Annotated in this window: 18 protein-coding genes; 13 read left to right on the top strand and 5 right to left on the bottom strand. The window is 41.1% G+C overall.

Annotated elements, in window-relative coordinates; translation table 11 throughout:
- Positions 1–146 precede the first annotated feature (146 nt).
- Together PQ478_RS10140 and PQ478_RS10135 are read left to right on the top strand one after the other, a co-directional pair.
- Entirely contained in the window at positions 147–1067 is a 921-nt protein-coding gene (locus PQ478_RS10140) for a cupin domain-containing protein (protein ID WP_289236771.1), read from the top strand.
- A gap of 128 nt (positions 1068–1195) precedes the next feature.
- The gene (locus PQ478_RS10135; RefSeq protein WP_289236770.1) at positions 1196–2023 is read left to right on the top strand and encodes an MBL fold metallo-hydrolase; all 828 of its coding nucleotides are present in this window, start codon (positions 1196–1198) and stop codon (positions 2021–2023) included.
- Positions 2024–2324: 301 nt separating this feature from the next.
- Here the strand turns inward: PQ478_RS10135 and PQ478_RS10130 are convergent, their stop codons facing one another.
- Positions 2325–2891 (bottom strand): TetR/AcrR family transcriptional regulator, encoded by a 567-nt coding sequence (locus tag PQ478_RS10130; RefSeq protein WP_289236769.1) that lies wholly within the window; start codon positions 2889–2891, stop codon positions 2325–2327.
- Positions 2892–3039: 148 nt separating this feature from the next.
- Between PQ478_RS10130 and PQ478_RS10125 the strand changes: the two genes are divergently transcribed.
- From PQ478_RS10125 to PQ478_RS10115, 3 genes are all read left to right on the top strand, one after another.
- Positions 3040–5100 carry an efflux RND transporter permease subunit gene (locus tag PQ478_RS10125; RefSeq protein WP_289236965.1) on the top strand — a complete coding sequence of 687 codons (2061 nt, stop codon included), beginning with the start codon at positions 3040–3042 and terminating at the stop codon, positions 5098–5100.
- The gene (locus PQ478_RS10120; protein ID WP_289236768.1) at positions 5097–6932 is read left to right on the top strand and encodes a YhgE/Pip domain-containing protein; all 1836 of its coding nucleotides are present in this window, start codon (positions 5097–5099) and stop codon (positions 6930–6932) included. The genes PQ478_RS10125 and PQ478_RS10120 overlap by 4 nt, the downstream gene beginning before the upstream one ends.
- A gap of 354 nt (positions 6933–7286) precedes the next feature.
- Positions 7287–7784, top strand: coding sequence for a fasciclin domain-containing protein (locus tag PQ478_RS10115; RefSeq protein ID WP_289236767.1), 498 nt, complete (start codon positions 7287–7289; stop codon positions 7782–7784).
- Between the two features lie 173 nt (positions 7785–7957).
- On the opposite strand, the gene PQ478_RS10110 is transcribed toward PQ478_RS10115, so the two are convergent.
- Positions 7958–8389: a GNAT family N-acetyltransferase gene (locus tag PQ478_RS10110; RefSeq protein ID WP_289236766.1), complete on the bottom strand. Its 432-nt coding sequence runs from the start codon at positions 8387–8389 to the stop codon at positions 7958–7960.
- A gap of 248 nt (positions 8390–8637) precedes the next feature.
- Here PQ478_RS10110 and PQ478_RS10105 point away from each other — a divergent pair, with 248 nt between their 5' ends.
- The 3 genes from PQ478_RS10105 (at position 8638) to PQ478_RS10095 (ending at position 10523) form a co-directional block, all read left to right on the top strand.
- Positions 8638–9372, top strand: a complete 735-nt coding sequence (locus tag PQ478_RS10105) for a ZIP family metal transporter (RefSeq protein WP_289236765.1) — start codon at positions 8638–8640, stop codon at positions 9370–9372.
- A 117-nt stretch (positions 9373–9489) separates the two neighbouring features.
- A complete protein-coding gene (locus PQ478_RS10100; protein ID WP_435521073.1) occupies positions 9490–10029 on the top strand; it encodes a DUF6143 family protein in 540 nt (179 codons plus the stop codon).
- Between the two features lie 110 nt (positions 10030–10139).
- Positions 10140–10523 (top strand): hypothetical protein, encoded by a 384-nt coding sequence (locus tag PQ478_RS10095; protein WP_289236763.1) that lies wholly within the window; start codon positions 10140–10142, stop codon positions 10521–10523.
- A gap of 40 nt (positions 10524–10563) precedes the next feature.
- Here PQ478_RS10095 and PQ478_RS10090 read toward each other — a convergent pair whose 3' ends face one another.
- Entirely contained in the window at positions 10564–10731 is a 168-nt protein-coding gene (locus PQ478_RS10090; RefSeq protein WP_289236762.1) for a hypothetical protein, read from the bottom strand.
- A gap of 36 nt (positions 10732–10767) precedes the next feature.
- Entirely contained in the window at positions 10768–11439 is a 672-nt protein-coding gene (locus PQ478_RS10085; protein ID WP_289236761.1) for a FusB/FusC family EF-G-binding protein, read from the bottom strand.
- A gap of 220 nt (positions 11440–11659) precedes the next feature.
- Between PQ478_RS10085 and hutP the strand changes: the two genes are divergently transcribed.
- The 5 genes from hutP to PQ478_RS10060 all read left to right on the top strand — a co-directional run bounded on the left by hutP (position 11660) and on the right by PQ478_RS10060 (position 17429).
- Positions 11660–12103 (top strand): histidine utilization transcription antiterminator HutP, encoded by a 444-nt coding sequence (gene hutP, locus PQ478_RS10080; RefSeq protein WP_012958745.1) that lies wholly within the window; start codon positions 11660–11662, stop codon positions 12101–12103.
- A 127-nt stretch (positions 12104–12230) separates the two neighbouring features.
- Positions 12231–13757, top strand: a complete 1527-nt coding sequence (hutH, locus tag PQ478_RS10075) for a histidine ammonia-lyase (protein ID WP_289236760.1) — start codon at positions 12231–12233, stop codon at positions 13755–13757.
- A 112-nt stretch (positions 13758–13869) separates the two neighbouring features.
- Positions 13870–15147 carry a Na+/H+ antiporter family protein gene (locus PQ478_RS10070; RefSeq protein ID WP_435521077.1) on the top strand — a complete coding sequence of 426 codons (1278 nt, stop codon included), beginning with the start codon at positions 13870–13872 and terminating at the stop codon, positions 15145–15147.
- A gap of 486 nt (positions 15148–15633) precedes the next feature.
- Positions 15634–17094: a response regulator transcription factor gene (locus tag PQ478_RS10065; RefSeq protein WP_289236758.1), complete on the top strand. Its 1461-nt coding sequence runs from the start codon at positions 15634–15636 to the stop codon at positions 17092–17094.
- 11 nt (positions 17095–17105) lie between these two features.
- On the top strand, positions 17106–17429 hold the full coding sequence (locus PQ478_RS10060) for a putative quinol monooxygenase (RefSeq protein WP_289236757.1): 324 nt from the start codon (positions 17106–17108) through the stop codon (positions 17427–17429).
- A 37-nt stretch (positions 17430–17466) separates the two neighbouring features.
- Here the strand turns inward: PQ478_RS10060 and PQ478_RS10055 are convergent, their stop codons facing one another.
- Positions 17467–18621 carry a Ger(x)C family spore germination protein gene (locus PQ478_RS10055; protein WP_289236756.1) on the bottom strand — a complete coding sequence of 385 codons (1155 nt, stop codon included), beginning with the start codon at positions 18619–18621 and terminating at the stop codon, positions 17467–17469.
- Between the last annotated feature and the right edge of the window lies 1 nt (position 18622).

Raw genomic sequence — 18622 nt, 5'->3', positions numbered from 1 at the left:
GACGCATAAGTAGCTTCAAAAGATACAATCCCAACAATCGCAACAGCTGAAGACCTACAAAAAAAGAATTTCCATCAAATTACGTACGTTATCTCTCCTTAGGCATATGATGATTTTGATAACTTTAGATAAAGGGGATGACCAATTTGCATTATGGAAGACAAGGAACTAATCCTTATTACCCTAATTCAAACCCATATGTAAACCAGTCGTATCATATGCCTAGAAACAGCTTCGAGAATGATCAGCAAGCAGCGGCGGATGCCTTGCTTGAGGGTATGAAAAGGGAGGCCAAGGCAGTTCAGCTTTATACACAATTAGCGAATGCGGCTCCTAATCAAGAGCACAGAGATAATCTCCTTTACGCCCTCGAAGGAAAGAAGGCGTACTTATCACAATTTACTAATCTGTATACAAATCTTACTGGCAGCCATCCTGTATATGATGTTGAACCTGTTTCTGTTAATAGCTACCAAGAAGGACTGCAGAAGGCGTATGAATTAGAAATCGAAGGGTTAAATGAGTACCACCGCTCATGCATGGTCCCGCAGCACCCGGATGTACAGCAAACACTATTATGGGCATTAAATGGCGAACAAGAAAATGCTGCTCGTCTTGATTCATTGCGCTATGACATCGAACATCGGGCAGAGGACTACGGCGGCCAGCCGTTTGTTGTAGACATTGAGGAAGCGACAAAAGAGAACACCAATTTTAGAACAGCCCTATGGACTGGAGAACATTTTCAGCTAACGTTAATGAGTATTGATGTCGGAGATGATATCGGTCTTGAAACACATCCAAACCTTGATCAATTCCTTCGTATTGAAGAGGGGCAAGGGATTGTTCAGATGGGTGACTCTCCTGAGAACCTGTATTTGCAGCAAGAGGTAGAGGATGATTATGCGATCTTCATACCTGCTGGTTACTATCATAATTTAACAAATACAGGAGATGAACCGATTAAATTGTATTCCATTTATGCACCGCCCGAGCATCCATTTGGCACAGTGCACGAAACAAAAGAAGATGCGCTGGCTGCTGAAGAAGAACATAATCATTATTAAGATTTATCCCAAGATTCAACAGGAGATTCCCGTTGAATCTCTTTTAATTTTCAAATAATAAATCAGCATTCTTGTTAAATTGTGGTAAACTACTGTTACAACTAACTTGAGAGGGGAGTCGAGCGTGTATGCTGGGGAAGAAACACTTTGAGGTGAAGACTGTTAACGGAGTGCTTATGGGGAACGGCTCAATCTCAATTAAGGGAGTCCACCTGAATGTTCATAGCTTTTTTATAGACGGGATCTTAATTGATGCAGGAGCCAGGTCTCTTGAAAAGCATTTTATCCCTTTTTTTAAAGAATTGAAGATTGATCAAGCAATCCTCACTCATTATCACGAAGATCATTCTGGATGCGCCTCTTTTCTGCAAAAGGAACTTAGTATTCCTATCTATATGAACAACTTAATGATTGATTCTTGTAAAAAGAAAGCTGATTACCCGCTCTACCGCCAGTTATTTTGGGGCAAACGGAGACCATTTACAGCGCAGCCAATCACTGATTCTTTTCAATCAAGCGGAGCATTGTGGCAAGTAATTAACACGCCAGGCCATGCAGCAGATCATCTTGCCTTTTTAAACACCGAAACAGGTCAGCTTTTTACTGGGGACCTTTATTGTCAGGAAAAAACGAAAGTCGTTCTGCGCGAGGAACATGTGCCTGATATTATTGCGTCTCTTAAGAGAGTGTTAACGTATGACTTTGAAGATGTGTTTTGCAGTCATGCCGGCTACATGAGGGAAGGCCGGGATGCACTTACTAGAAAATTAGAGTATGTGCTTAATTTAGAGGGCACTATCTTAAAGTTTCATGAGGAAGGCAAGAGTGTAGAAGAGATCAATCATGAGCTATTTCCTAAAACCTATCCTATTACTCGTTTTTCACGCGGAGAATGGCATTCGATTCATATTGTCCGGTCTGTTATAAGTCAAAATAAGGTGGCGGTAAAGAGTTAACCACCCCATAAATTGAATGAGTATTCATTCAATTACTTCTGCATAGTTAGGCACCTTGTCAAACGGGGTGCCTTTGGTCTGTTTGAATAAAAGGAATTGTATAATTTTAAGCCATTTATGCGTTGGTTAAAGAAGGAATTGCGCGGGTCCGGCTGTTTTATGCGCCTATGGAGAGAAGAATTGCGTCACTCTGCTTTTATTGCGCTGATTGGAGGACGATATGCGTCAACCTCAAACAGAATTATCTGCTTTCACAGAGTAATTGCGTCGCTTGTACCGATAATGCCCGCCCACATATCCTTTATTTAATCGCACCAAGCCCGTAGCTTGTAAATGAATGAATCAGCTCGGCCATTTCTCTTGGCGTTTTATCCATGCCATTATCAAGCCAGTTCTTCAAGACATGTAAGCTGCCGCTGATCACATAGAGACTGAGGTATTCTGATACTTTCTCATCGGCATTGTGGATCTCCATCCAATTTTTCATTGTAAAATCATAGGTCACCTTCATGACTTTATGTTGAAATTGAGGATCGCCGTGCTCACTCAGAAGCGTCTGGCACACATTCCGGTTATCCGCTACATATTCGAGTATTTTCTCGGTCATCTGCAGAGCTTCATCCTCCTTATTAAAATTATAGCTTGAGAGCGTTTGGTACATATCCACTAGTATTTCTTCTTCAATTTTTGTAAGCAGGTCATAAGGATCAGCATAATGCGAGTAGAACGTAGAGCGGTTAATATCAGCCAGTTCACATAATTCTTTCACCGTTATTGATGAAATTTGTTTTTCCTTTAATAAGTTAATTAAGCTTTCTTTTAATACCATACGTGTATATTTTTTACGTCGATCTAATTTTACGTTCACGTTGATTCACCCTTTTGTCAAAAGTTATCCAACAGTTATTGTAAATGTGTTGGGGAAAGTACGGATCATAAAGAACTGTTTGTTGTAGAAGCAACACGGTGTTTATATAATGATAAAGTGTAAATGGTGTAATGACAAGAAAGGGTGCATGATCATAGGTTTAGCAGCACGAATAATTAAAAATAAAAAGTCCATTGTGATTGTATTTATGCTTCTTGCGGTGATCTCTGTAGCAGCGCAATTTTTTGTGTCTGTCAATTACAATATGGTTGATTACCTGCCTGATGAAGCCCAGTCCACAAGGGCCATAGAAGTGATGGAAAATGAATTTTCTTCTTCAGTACCCGATACAAGAGTGATGGTTAATAATGTCACGATACAAGAAGCTCTTTTAGTTAAAGAACAGTTAGCTTCAATTGACGGGGTATCTGATGTGATGTGGCTAGATGATGCCATTGACTTAAAAACGCCGATTGAAGTCGCTGACATTGATACGGTCGAGTCTTATTACGTAGATCAGAAAGCATTATTTCAACTTAGTATTCGTGCAGGTGAGGAAGTACGGATCACAGATGAGATTTATGAATTGATCGGAGAAGAAGGGGCGATGGCCGGTGAAGCGGTCAATACAGCCACCTCTCAAAAAATGGCAGGAACGGAAACGATGTATGCTTCAGCCTTGCTCATTCCAATTATTATTTTTATTCTCGTTATCTCAACGACTTCATGGGTAGAGCCGTTATTTTTCTTAACGGCGATTGGCGTATCCGTTCTGATTAACTTAGGCACGAACATTTTTATCGGAGAAGTATCCTTTGTTACTCAATCAGTAGCGCCGATCCTGCAGCTGGCCGTATCACTGGATTATGCGATTTTCCTTCTTCACAGCTTTCAAGAATACCGAAAGAAAACAAATAACCCTGAAGAAGCGATGCAGCTTGCGATGAAAGATTCCTTTTCACCGATTTCAGCAAGTGCTGCGACCACATTTTTCGGCTTTATGGCCTTAATGTTAATGAGCTTTGAGCTCGGTGCGGACCTTGGATTAAGCCTTGTGAAAGGAATCCTGTTAAGCTTTATCAGCGTGATGGTATTCTTGCCAGCGTTAACGCTTCTATTCTATAAATGGATGGACAAAACGAAGCACAAGAATTTTGTTCCTAGCTTTGAAGGATTAGGCAGACGGGTTATGAAGGTAAGATTCCCTACACTCATTCTCATTCTAGCAATCTTAGTTCCTAGTTTCTTAGCTCAAAGCAACACTGCTTTCACATATGGACTAGGAGAGCAGCCGGAATCAACCCGCACTGGAGCTGACTTGATTGCCATTCAAGAGACATTTGGAGAATCAACGCCGATTGTTTTACTAGTGCCGACTGGTGATTTAGTAAAAGAAGAAGAGCTTGTCAGTGAGTTAGAAGAGATGAATCATGTGACTAATATTATTTCATATGTGAATACCGTCGGAGCAGGAATTCCCCCTGAATACCTAGACGAATCGATCACAGAAGAGTTCTTCTCAGAGAATTACAGCCGAATCATTATTAATACAGATACTGAAAAAGAGGGAGACATTCCGTTTGGGATCGTAGAAGCCGTTCAAGGAACTGCTGCTTCCTATTATGGAGATACAACGTTAAGCCTCGGTGAGAGTGTGACATTGTATGATATTAAGAATACGGTTCAAAAGGATAATACCTTTGTAAACACGATGACAGTTGTTACGATTGCGATTGTGCTGTTGATCACCTTTAAATCGTTGACGCTGCCAATCATTTTGCTTGTGACGATTCAAGCAGCCGTTTGGATTAACTTATCTGTCCCTTATTTTACGAATACCTCATTTGATTTTATTGGGTATCTGATTATAAGCACCGTCCAGCTCGCAGCCACTGTTGACTATGCGATTCTTTTTTCAGAAACATATAAAGAACACCGCAGAGAAATGCCGGCGATGCAAGCGATTATTAAAACATTAGATGAAAAGACATTCTCGATTTCAATATCTGCATCGATTTTATCAAGTATTGGATTTATTTTATGGATTACATCAACAAATCCTGTCGTGCAATCAATCGGACTCCTGCTTGGAAGAGGGGCGCTTTTAGCGTTCGTACTCGTCCTGTTCTTCCTGCCAGCGATGCTTTATGTACTTGATAAGGTGATCAGCAAAACGACATTAAAAGCGAATTTTTATAAGGGGAAATGATGATGAAAATGAAACGACTGCCTGTTGCTGCACTAGCTGTGCTGCTTGTCGCTCCATCTTTTTTAGTAGATGCAGCGCCTCAAACGATTGCTGCTCAGGCTGCATCAACAACTCAAACCGAAGGAGAGCTCGCTTCAAAAGAGGAAGTCATCTATGCCAATTTACTGGCTGATGGCAGCCTGGATCAAATGTATATTGTGAATACGTTAAATGTATCAAAAGCTGGGACGATTATGGATTACGGTAACTATAACAGCTTGAAAAACCTTACTGATCTAACGGAGCTTGAACAAATGGAAGATCATGTTCAAGTGGAGGCAGAAAAAGGGCCGTTTTATTATCAAGGGAATGTGGATGGCACGATGCAGCTGCCATGGGATATAACCGTCACTTATTTTCTAGACGGAAAAGAAGTATCGCCTGACGAGCTTGCTGGAGCAGACGGCAGCTTAGAAATAAACATTGAAACACAAGCAAACGACGACGTAGCTCCTGCATTTTTTGAAAACTATCTGCTGCAAATTTCGATGTTGCTAGAAGAAGGCGTATATAGCAACATCGAAACAGAAGAAGGCATGATTGCGAATGCTGGGAAAAATAAGCAAGTGACTTTTACTGTCATGCCTGAACAAGAAGAGGAGCTTTCTCTTTCTGCAGATGTTGTTGACTTTGAAAGCGATGGAATTGAAATTGCTGCGGTTCCTTCTACAATGTCAATCGATTCACCTGATATCGAGGAGATTACAAGTGAATTCAACTCCTTATCAGACGCAATTAAAGAGATTGATAACGGCGTCGGGGAATTAAAAAACGGAATTTCAGAGCTGAACAGCGGAGTCGCAAGTCTTTATGATGGCTCTGGCCAATTTAGGAATGGCATGAGCGAGCTGGCTGGTTCCTCTGGTGAATTAATCAATGGCTCAAAAGCAATTGATCAAGCTTTATCAGAGATCAGCCGCTCTCTCCAAGTAACAGATAACATGGATTTAGGCGACTTAAACAGCCTGCCACAAGGATTAACACAAATTGCAGAGGGATTGCATGAAACATCTGTTGGATTAAGTACCTTAAGGGAAAATTACACGCTTGCCTATGGATCATTAGATGAGGCAATGACAGCAATTCCTGATCACCAAATCAGTGAATCTGACATTCAAAGCCTGTATGAGAGCGGAGCAGATCCCGCAGTTGTCGAGAAATTAGTGGACACGTATGCAGCTGCCCAAAAAGCGAAAGGCACGTATACTGCTGTAGGTGCGGCCTTTGCAGCTGTGGATTCTACATTAAATGAGGTAAGTTCGGCAACAAAAGAAATGGGTGACACGCTTAAGTCCATTGCTAATGGCCTCAGTTCATCTTTAGCCAATATGGACAGCATGGATTCACTTACTCAGCTGCAGCAAGGACTCGCGGAATTATCAGCGAATTACAGCGAATTTCACTCAGGTCTTGTCAGCTATACGAATGGGGTAGGAGAGTTGTCGAGCTCATATAACGAGATTCATTCAGGGATCGGTGAGCTTTCCGGCGGTACGACCGAACTTGAAAATGGCACAGGCGAACTGCGTTCTGGCACAACCAAGCTGTATGATGCAACGAGTAATTTGCCTGAGCAGATGCAAGAAGAAATTGACGCGATGATCTCAGAATATGATAAATCAGACTTTGAAGCCGTGTCCTTTGTCTCCGATAAAAACGAGAATGTAAATACGGTACAATTTGTCATAAAGACTGAAGCCATTAAAAAAGAAGAACAAGAAGTGACGGAAGATGCGGAAGAAAAAGAAGAGAATTTTTGGACCCGTCTGATGGATTTGTTTAGAAGAGGGTAACGTATAAAACCGTGCATGGAGTGGAAACTCTATGCGCGTTTTTTTGTGCTCTTTAGCTTGCACTGATCAATTGTATATTTACAAGTTTTTTATACGCTCGTTTGGAGAGTAATTACGTGGATCGAACCTCTAATTGTGTTGGTAGACAGCTAAAATGCGTCAATCTGCAGTTATTGCGTTTATTGAACAGATTTATGCGTCAAAGGAATCTGGAATTGTACTCGGTCAAAGGATTATTGCGTCAATTTCACTACGAAGAAAAAATTTTACCTCAAATTCGGATTAAATGGTAAATACAGCAAATACTACTTTCGAGTTACAACAATAACCCAATGAGCATAGGAGGCTTTTCAAATGAAAAAAACAAAATTTGCATTTGTATTACTTGCATTTATGATGGTTGTCTCGTTTACAGCTAACGTATTGGCTGCAGAACAGACAGAGGCAAAGGATATCGTGGAAACTGCAGTTGCTGCAGGTGAATTTAACACATTAGCGGCCGCTCTTGAGAAAGCGGGTCTTGTTGATGCACTTAAAGGAGAAGGTCCTTTCACTGTATTTGCTCCAACAGATGAAGCATTCGACAAGCTATTAAAGGAACTTGGGGTGACAGCTGATCAACTTCTAGCTCGTGAAGACCTAGCAACAATCCTTCAGTACCACGTAATACCAGGAAAAGTATTATCTAGTGACTTGAAAGATGGAATGAAAGTAAAAACACTTGCTGATAAAGAAGTGACCATTTCACTAAACCCAACACGCGTGAACAATGCGAATGTCACTACTGCAGACATCGAAGCATCAAACGGCGTGATTCACGTGATTGACGCTGTATTAATTCCTGCTGAGTAATATGTGGAAGAGAAAAAGGCTGAATGCTTGTCCATTCAGCCTTTTTCTTATTATTTTGAGGAATGGCGGAGGATGTAATGGTCTCTTTTGAGATGATTTATGAGTCTTTCATCAGCATTATTGTGTTACTTCACTAGATGATTGAACCAATTCCAAGCACTACTTACAATCACTTAAAGTTCCTTTGTCATCACAACATGGGCAATGCCATCTTCCATAAATTCATCTGAAGCTGTTTCATATCCTAACTTGTGATAAAATCCTTCTGCTTGAGTTTGACCATGCAGTTTCACTTTCGCCAATTTTTTCCCCTCTGCAAGTTCTTCAAGCGCTTGAATGATTAACTTGCCTAAACCAAAGGCACGAAAAGGCTCAAGTACACAGATTCTTTCTAGCTTCCCAATTCCGTCAACAACTCGGATTCTTCCCGTTCCAACAGCCATTCCATCGTAAAAAGCTAAAATATGATCACAGTCTCCATCAAGATGATCATATTCATCAAATTCATCTTCTAGCGGAACACCTTGCTCAGCCACAAATACTTTTTCTCGTATATGAAAGGCTTTTTCTAGATCTTCTATATCAACAATCCGTTTTGTTTTCACATTCGCGCCTCCAATAATGTTTTAGTATCTATTAAGTATAAATCATAAGTAGTTAATCATGCATTTCACATGCTTTATGTATTCATTGCTTGTGAACTATACCTTTTCCTTACTTATTATTGTTTAAACCTCCAATACGGCTAATTTCCTAGATTCTGAAGATAAAGTGAATTATAATAAGCTTACGTCATTTTTTCAAACATTTGTATTCCCTTAAATATGTATTCGTTAAATAGAAAGGAACATCCATGGAATCTTTACTAATTGGAAGCTTACTGGCCTCTCTTGCAACAGGTGCAGGAGCGATCCCAATCTTATTTTTTCGTGATTTAAATCATCGAAAGCGTGATATATTACTTGCTTATGCTGCCGGTATTATGGTGGCAGCCGCAACATTTGAATTAATACCTGAAGCAATGGAGTATTCAAGTTCAGTGTGGACGGTCGTTATAGGAGTGCTGCTTGGTACGGTGGCCCTTATGATCTTAGAGAAAAATGTGCCGCATATTGACCTTGAGCATAAAGCACAACGAATTGAAATCGACCGAAAAGCAATGCTTGTCATTTCAGCCATCATTCTTCATAACTTGCCAGAAGGATTGGCGGTAGGTGTGAGCTATGCAAGTGATAACGAAGCTTTAGGACCCCTGATTGCACTCGCTGTTGGACTGCAAAATGCTCCTGAGGGACTGCTCGTTGCGCTATACCTTGTGAATCAAAAGATCAGCCGCATCAAAGCTTTCCTTATAGCCACTGCTACGGGTTTAGTGGAAGTCGTAACAGCCATTATTGGTTATTTACTTGCCTCTAGAGTAGAATTTTTACTTCCTTATGGGCTCGCATTTGCAGCTGGTGCGATGTTATTTATTGTGTACAAAGAGCTGATCCCCGAAAGTCATGGTGACGGTAACGAAACCGTTGCAACTTATGCCTTCATCTTTGGACTGCTCTCAATGCTCGTTTTAGTTTTTTATTTTGGATGATGTTCAGCTAGAAGCCGTTTGTTTTCTTGTACGGCTTCTTTTTCGTTTGTTAATAAGGAGATAGTCCAGACACCCTCCATTTTTCAAACATATTGTTTAGAAAGGAGAGTGATTCTATTGTCATTTGATCACTATGACAGCTTTAATAAGTCTGTTAATATACCAAACCCGCTGTACCAATCATTAAAAGGCAGGTATTATGTCGGGCAGACAGAAATCCTTCGTTTACAAAAAGGGAAGCATGCATGGGGAGGTTTGTTTAATCCAACTCGCTCAGATATCGATTTATTCGTCAATGCGTTTACCATTACAAATTATACAAGTCAGCCTATCGTTGCAGAAATATGGTTTAACCCAAAACTGCCAGGGAGGCCATCTATCTCAAATCTAATAACTCCCGCTAATACTACTCGCACACCTCTAGTAGACCCAGAAGTGAAAATTGCTTCAGCAGACCTAGTAAAAGGCAATCCAAAAAAGGGGGTCAATGCGTTTAAACGAATTGTTCCGCCGATGAGTACATTAGCTAGTGATGAAGACGGGAAATATATTTTCCCTCCATGCGGGGCATTTGTTCTTTTTTTACGTACCTTAGATGGCGGCCCAGCAGAGGCAGAGCTTGCATTTGGCTGGTTTGAGAAGGACATTTGCGAATAGAATGTCGAGTCTTGTCATCAACTTTTAATATAATTGAAACATTAATAGAAGGAGATACAGGGAACCTAAGAGAATATAAAAATCAAATACATTTAATTAGTGGAGGGGTTATGATGAAAACATCTACAAAAGGTATCATCTTAGGTTCCGTACTATCAGCTGGAGGCGCAGTACTAGCAACAACCGCCCTCAGAAAAAAGAAAAATGGACAAGCAAATGAGTCGAATGCAAATGAAGCAAGCGACCAACTGATGAACGAACTAGAAACAGAATTAGAAGATACACCTGAAAACACAATTAAAGATAAAGATACATGGGAAGCAGACAAAGAGGAAAGTTCCGACGCACCAATTGCAGCAGAGGAAGAAGGCTTGACTCAGCTCGACAAAGCCCACAAAGACGACTGGGTCGCTAACGGATTCCCGCAGACTCATCAAGAGATGAGAGAGCTTGAAGAAGAAGCAGCCGAGGAGCGAGAGGAAAAAGCGAAGTAATGAGAAAAGAGCTGTCCTGCGGGGCAGCTCTTTTCTCATGTTAATGCTGAAAGGGCGCAATAAACCGATGAATCAATACAATTCCATAGTAGATTGACGCATATACCCTCTCAATTGACGCAATTCTACCTGCAACCGACACTATTAGCCCTTTAACAGACGCAATGATCACTTGAATAGACACATAAATCGTTTGAATACATACCATTCCAAGCTCTCGCAGGGCAAGGCTCCTAACCCATCATCACACTCTATAAAGATCAATAAACGTTTCTAGCTTACCTAAACTCGTCATATTTCGGTTGCATTTCTCACTGTCTTTACAAATATAATTGCCTCTATTTGTGTATTGTTCCTGGCTTGTTTTTACGTTTGCCATGAATAGTCCAAGCTCTTCATGACCGTTGCAAATGGAACATATTCCTTTTTTGCTCTCCGTAAAGGTTCCTTGAATGCCTTTTAACACCTCTTGATCACGGACAATTAAAAATTTGCGTTCCGAACGAATGTCATACCAGCCAAAATAAGAGAGCTCTCTATAATCGACCTCATCAAGAGAAGGGGCTTTTAGTTTCTTAGCTTTAGGAAATAGCTTTGCAATCGTTTTATCCGTTAAATGAGGAAAGGGGATCACATATCGCTTCAATTCTCTAAGCTCAAATTCTGCATTAGCAAAATCTTCTGCAGTGATGACCTGTTCGAGCAGCTCCAGTTGACCAGGAGTCGCATCTGTCAGCATATCTGTAATTTTATCTAAAGCACTGCCTTTTAATGCATGCAATACTCCAGCATCTTTAATCGTCGTATGAGCATGAACGAGAGTGCCGATCTGATACCTGATAAAGTTGTACTGGTCGCTTCTCAAAAAAGGGACAATCATTTCGACTACATCATATTTATTTCTCAATTTATCCACCTCCCAATCCTTTATCTCTCTTGGCTCATTATACAAGAACAACTAGGCTTGATAAAGAAATAATACCTTATACATCACCCTACGCATACAGATGCCCAATTATCCTGAATCGCCTGTATAATTAGAAATTTCTGTTGACAGTGGCAATTAAAGCGCTTACACTAACTTTAGTAGATATTAGATGGCGAGCGCCAAGTTGATAAGTGAAAGAGTTGTTTGTATGGCTTTGAATAAGGAACGACGGATTGGCCGGCATGCCGTTTTACTCCTTCTTTCAGATGAGTCAGAAGGGGAATTAGAGAGGCTTCGGCAGCTGGATTGGATTGGCTGTAAAGGGAAAGTAGGATCAATGGAAGCACACAAAGTCGTTGCTGCCATTGAAACAGCAGCGAAGAAAAATGGGATTATACAACCAGATTTATACCGTGAGTCGCATGCGTTGTATCATGCGATTATGGAAGCCTTGCATGGTGTCACGCGAGGACAGGTGCAGTTAGGTTCGGTGCACAGAACCGTCGGACTGACATTTGCTGTGCTTCGTGGTAATCCGTATGAAAACGCGCAAGAAGGAGATTGGATTGCTGTTTCACTGTATGGAACGATTGGAGCGCCTGTTAAGGGATCCGAGCATGAGGCGATCGGCCTTGGAGTAAACCACATATAATATGCCCATAGTATTTTAGCAAATAGGGGGCTATATCTTAGGAATCTTTTCAAGAGATTTCTTTGATATAGTCCCCTTTTCTATTGATCCTTTACTTACCTAAAGTAAAAAGATAGGGGAGAAGAACATGGTGTTGTTAAACGGACAGACATTAACATTTGAAGAAGTAAATCGTGTGTTATTTGATGAGGTTAAAGTAGGATTTTCAGATGAGAGTCTTAGAAAAGTAGAAGAAAGCCGAAAAGCAGTTGAGAAGATAGTGGAAGAAGAACGAATTGTTTATGGAATTACGACTGGATTTGGAAAGTTTAGTGATGTATATATCGGCAAGGAAGATGTCGAGACCTTGCAGCTTAACCTTATTCGCTCTCATGCATGCGGAATAGGGGAGCCATTTTCAGAAGTTGTATCACGAGCCATGCTTTTGCTACGCGCAAATGCGTTACTTAAGGGATTTTCAGGCGTCAGACCTGTTGTCATAGAGAGATTGCTTGATTTAGTAAACGCGAAAATTCATCCAGTCATTCCGCAGCAAGGCTCCCTTGGGGCAAGCGGGGACCTTGCGCCGCTCTCGCATTTAGCATTAGCTCTAATTGGCGAAGGAGACGTGTTTTATAAAGGAGAGAAAGTGCCTGCTCTAACAGCCTTAACAAAAGAAGGGCTCTTTCCTATTACGTTAACTGCTAAAGAAGGGCTCGCTTTAATTAACGGTACTCAGGCGATGACTGCAATGGGAGTGGTTGCTTATTTAGAAGCGGAGAAACTTGCTTATCAATCAGAGTACATTGCTGGAATGACAATTGAGGGGTTGAGAGGAATTATTGATGCCTTTGATGAAGACATCCATCTCGCTCGCGGCTACAAGGAACAAGTGGATGTAGCGAAACGAATTCGTGATCACTTAGCTGACAGCCAGTTGACAACAAGACAAGGCGAGCTTCGCGTGCAGGATGCCTATTCGATCCGCTGTATCCCGCAGGTGCACGGGGCGACTTGGCAGGCATTAAATTATGTGAAAGAAAAGCTTGAGATTGAAATGAATGCTGCAACGGATAATCCGCTTATTTTCAATAACGGCGAAAAAGTACTTTCAGGCGGCAATTTTCACGGACAGCCGATTGCGTTTGCGATGGATTTCTTAGCGATTGCAATGGCTGAGCTTGCTAATATTTCAGAACGCCGGATTGAGCGACTGGTTAATCCGCAATTAAATGATTTGCCGCCATTTTTAAGTCCAGAGCCTGGCCTGCAATCAGGGGCGATGATTATGCAGTATGCTGCTGCCTCACTAGTTTCTGAAAATAAGACGCTTGCGCATCCGGCGAGTGTAGATTCCATCCCGTCATCAGCGAATCAAGAGGACCATGTCAGCATGGGAACGATCGGTTCACGCCATGCTCATCAAGTGATCACCAACGCCCGCCGTGTCCTAGCAATTGAGACGATTTGCGCGTTGCAGGCTGCTGAGATCCGCGGCACAGATTTAATGGCACAAGCTACAAAGCAATTTTTAAAAGAAGGAAGAGAGGTCGCTCCATTTATAGCTAAGGATCGAATTTTTTCTAATGATATTGAAGCCGTGACTTCATGGTTAAAAGGAGCTAGTTTACCTGCGGGGCAGTCTTCAAAGGATCACAGCCGTACAAAAGCATAAGGTGTCATTCACCTAGATTTCTCTAGGTGAGTACAGCTTCATTAGATTTAGATAAGGTAACTAAAAGGGGGCAAGACATTTGTTCAATGCAGTCGTTATATCAGTTATCGTAATGGTCGTACTCAGTTTACTTAGGGTGAATGTAGTGCTAGCGATCTTATTCGCTGCACTCACTGCAGGACTCGTATCAGGGCTTGGGGTTGTTGCATCCATAGATATGCTCATATCGGGAATGGGTGGTCAGGCAAGCACCGCCTTGAGCTATATTTTACTTGGTGCCTTCGCCGTCATGATTGGACACACCGGCATTACAGGTTTTTTAGTTCGTTTATTAATCAACTCGTTAAAAGGGAAGAAAGCCTTTATGTTGCTTGCTATAGCAGGAGTGGCTTCTCTTTCACAAAATGTCGTACCGGTTCACATTGCGTTTATTCCAATTCTTATCCCGCCGCTCTTGCATTTGTTTGATAAGATGAAATTAGATCGCAGAGGGGTGGCAACCTCTTTAACGTTCGGTTTAAAAGCACCTTATGTGATGATTCCAGCAGGTTACGGTCTGATCTTTCATGGGATTATATCAGGAGAAATGCAAGCAAACGGAATGGAGATTGCCACAAGCCAGATTCCGCTCGCTATGCTGTTACCTGGACTTGGAATGGTAGCAGGGTTGCTCATTGCCATTTTCGTTACATACAAAAAAGATCGAGTCATCACTCCTAATACAGAGACTGATTCTGAAATTGCCGCGGCATATGAGCAGGAAAATGTATCATTTACAACGAAGCATCTATTTACACTGATTGCGATCATGGCAACATTAGTTGTACAGCTGACGTTTGAATCCTTAATCTTAGGGGCATTAACCGGTATTGTATTGATGTTTGCTTTTAGAGTAGTGCCTTTCAAATACGGAGATCAGTTTGTTAATGACGGAATTAAGATGATGGGAATGATCGCTTTTGTTATGCTGATTGCTTCAGGTTATGCGACCATTTTAAAAGAAACTGGGGCAGTGGAGTCGTTAGTAGAAACATCGTCAGCTTACCTCGGTAACAGCTTGCTGCTTGCTGCCATCCTAATGCTATTTGTTGGGATGTTCATCACAATGGGGATTGGATCTTCTTTTGGAACCATACCAATCCTAGCCGCATTATTCGTTCCGCTTTGCCTGGCTTTAGGTTTCTCTCCGCTAGCAACTGCTGCTTTAATCGGAACAGCAGGGGCAATTGGCGATGCCGGCTCTCCTGCATCAGACAGTACACTCGGACCAACTGCAGGACTGAATGCAGACGGCAGACATAATCATATTTGGGATACATGTGTTCCGACATTTATCCACTTTAATATACCGCTGTTTCTATTTGGTCTTGCAGCGGCGATGATTTTGTAAATATCAACAGGACCCGCATGAACTGCGGGTCTTACATAATTAGAGTTTTTGATTCAGAAAACGAATGAAAGCCTTATCTAGTGTATGAAACATACTGTGGGAGCTACAGTACGTCACGAAAAAGTCCCCTAAAGTTGTTGATTTCCGCCGCAATCAACAGAACGAGAATGTTGTAAAGTGCTCCCTTAATATAAGTAGCACTTAGTGAATAGAACTGAGCCTATGAACTACATCAATCTACTCGATTCGGGGAAAAGCAATAACTCAGCGGATGAAATATGCGTAGACTCCAGCGGTGCCTAGAGCAGGGCTGAGATCCCACAGGGCTAAAGCCCGAGGAAGCTCAGCAGCTCACCGCGGAAAGCGAAGCATATTTCAGGAGCGGCGGACTTCAACTACCTACCATGTTTACAAACTTTTCAATTCTGTAATGTTCAGATTCCCATAAGTTAAACCAGCCTCTTATATAGTTAGAAGGTGTATACGATGCACGTTTATTTAGTAGCCAAAGACGAACTAGAAGCCCAAGGAATTCGGTGGATGATTGAGAGTCACTTTACCGGAGTAACCCTTACCTTGCTGAAAAAAGTTCAAGACGTAAAAGAGAGAATAGAAACTGAAAGAGTAGATCTGGTTATCTTAGATATGGACCGCTACCGGGAAGAGGGAGAATATTTTGATCGTCTTATGAGCTTAAGAAACGTACGCTGGCTTTTTCTATCATCTGAACGCATGTTTCAAATTGCATATAGAGCACTGCAATTTCGTGCAGAGGATATATTATTCCGGCCTTTTGCACCAGAAGACTTAATGAAGCACCTTCAGCAGATACGTTTCTACGTAAGAAACCAGGAAGATGCAGGAAACATAATTGACTATAAAGCTGATAAGGGCATTGATTACCCCGATCTATTCATGCAAGAGCACATCCCGGACCAATATATAACAATGGCTGCCTTTTTAACCCCAGATCCAAATAATCTAACACTCGTGCATGAGGCCGTTAAGCGATTCTCGTTTACAGGGCAGCCCTATGTGTTTGCGTTGTCTAATCTTATTTTGTGCGTGCAAGAGAGCGGGGAGCGAATACATACACAAGAAGAGTATCGAGCTTTTTTGACTGATTGGAAGAAGAAGATGGATGAACCACTTGCGATTGTTGTAAAATCCAGCGATAAAAACAGCTCGATTAAACAGATGTATCAACAATCAGTTGAGCTTTCGAGCCGTATCTTTTATGAAGGCTATGATATTATTATCGACGATACATCTACGAATACAGCCCAAGAATTAGATCCTTTTTTAACACCTCTTGAGCAGAGACAATGGATTGAAATGCTTGAAAAACGGGATCTAGCATCTATTCGTGAATGGCTTTGGAAAGAGTTTTTAACGTTTAAACAGCCATACCCTGACCCTGAGATTATTCGAATTCGTTTAACCAGTGTCTTAGCACAAATCAGGCGGCATATGAAGTCCTATCAGATTGCATCGGGACCGATAGAATCTTTTTATCACAGAGTGTTTCAAGACATCATTCACCAGCCAGTCGTCTATCAGATTGTTCAGCAGCTGCTTACCTTTACAACTGAGCTTCTTGAAGAAAGTCATGAAATCACAGATAGCCGGCGCACTTTTATTGAAAAAGCTAGGGAGTTAATGGAATCAAATTACTGGGATCCACAGTGGAGCCTTGAGCAATGTGCAGAGGCTCTCCGTATGAATAAGAGCACGCTGAGCCGCAAGTTTAAAGCTGAATGTGGTAAGACATTTAGAGATACACTGCATGAAATTCGAATTAGAGAAGCGAAACGGATGTTGCTTGAGACTGACCTCCCCTTAGAAGAGATCTCAAGTCTTACCGGTTATTCACACCAGACGTATTTTAATGCAAAGTTTAAATTAATGGAGAATTGCACTCCTACGAGTTTTAGAAGCGGGGCATAAAGGGTACATTGATGTCATACACCAAAAACGAGTGGGAGTGGTTAAGTATGGATCCTATTGTCATTATGGCTGTCCTAACTTCTAAGCCAGGAATGAAAGATAATTTAAATAAAGTATTACAGCAAATGGTCTCCCCTTCACGTAAGGAAGAGGGATGTATCACATATGACCTTCATCAATCCCTCGATGATCCAGGCACATTTACCTTCTATGAGGTATGGGAAAGTGAAGAGGCAGTACAATCTCATATCGTATCTGATCACTATAAAGCGTATAAGGAGCATGCTGACGACCTAGTCGAAACAAGACATGTGTATCGCTTACGTAAAGTATAGTGAGAAGAGACCCTGTATAGCTGGCAGGGTCTTTTTTCTAGTCAGCCTCTTCTACAATTTTATTTTTAAATGCTCCCGTATGGTAGAGATTAACCTTCACTTCGATATCTTCTAAAGCTGTTTCATCTAATACCAGTTTTTCTCTGGATTGCTTCCACAGCGTATTATGATTTCTATAAAGCAAATGTTCTAAATTAAAGAAATCCACCTGATCTTGAACCCCTAGAAGATACAAATCACGTATTTCCTTTTGAATACTCTCGCTAGTGTCTTTCTTCATATTAAAGAGTTTATTATTTCCATTTATCTGGTTTCCAATTTGTCCATCCAAATTAAAAGTTGCCGTAAAGGATTTTTGAGACGGGTCTTTTAAGGCTATGTCAACATTCAATTGATCGATAACCGCCAAGAAATCTGGTCTTTTTTTACCAGGTACTAAAATCGCCGCTCGCTTAGTCTCTGGGGCAATCCAACGCAGCCCGTTCAACTCTTCAAGCGAATAAGAACCTTTATATGTGTCACCACTTAAAAAGAAAGCACCTTCTAACTTTAATTTCGATTCTGGTTCCATATTATTTATCCATTCCTCTTCAGAAATGGATAGATAAGGTATATAAGTGGTCATTGCCGGTTCATAAATATCCCTTGCTAACTCCTGCAATTTAATAGGTCTTATTATTGAACTTTGTCTGTGTGTACTTTCAGGATTATGAAGAGTCGTTTCTAATACAGACTGATCAAAAAATCCTTGAGTAGATAGAACCTTATCTATCGGCTCTTTAGTGCCAAATACCCAAGGTGTCAATCTAAATTCATAGTACCGAGTTAACCCATCAAATACATTCCCAATCCCCTCATTTAATACAGACTCACTTAACACAATAGAGGTTATGTGCGACCAAATAAACATTTCTTGACCAGTTTGATATACTTCAAAAAAAGCATCAATAAATGTTTCTCCCTCTGCCGTTGATACAAATGTTTGAGGACTTCCAGCTTCACCCTCTGTTCTAGCAACAGAAGTGAGACCTATTAATTGAATATAAATAAAATATTTATCATCCTTATAATCGACTCCAATTGCAGTCGCATAATTCAAATTTTGAATTTCTTTCATATCCGATCTACAGCCTGAAAGAAGGATTGCTATAATTAGAAGTATAAAAATCCATTTACCAAACTCTTTACACATA

Source organism: Alkalihalophilus pseudofirmus (assembly GCF_029094545.1).
Lineage (GTDB): Bacteria > Bacillota > Bacilli > Bacillales > Bacillaceae_D > Alkalihalophilus > Alkalihalophilus pseudofirmus.
The sequence above is the reverse complement of the archived record's forward strand: the minus strand, read 5'-3'. Positions and strand labels throughout refer to the sequence as shown.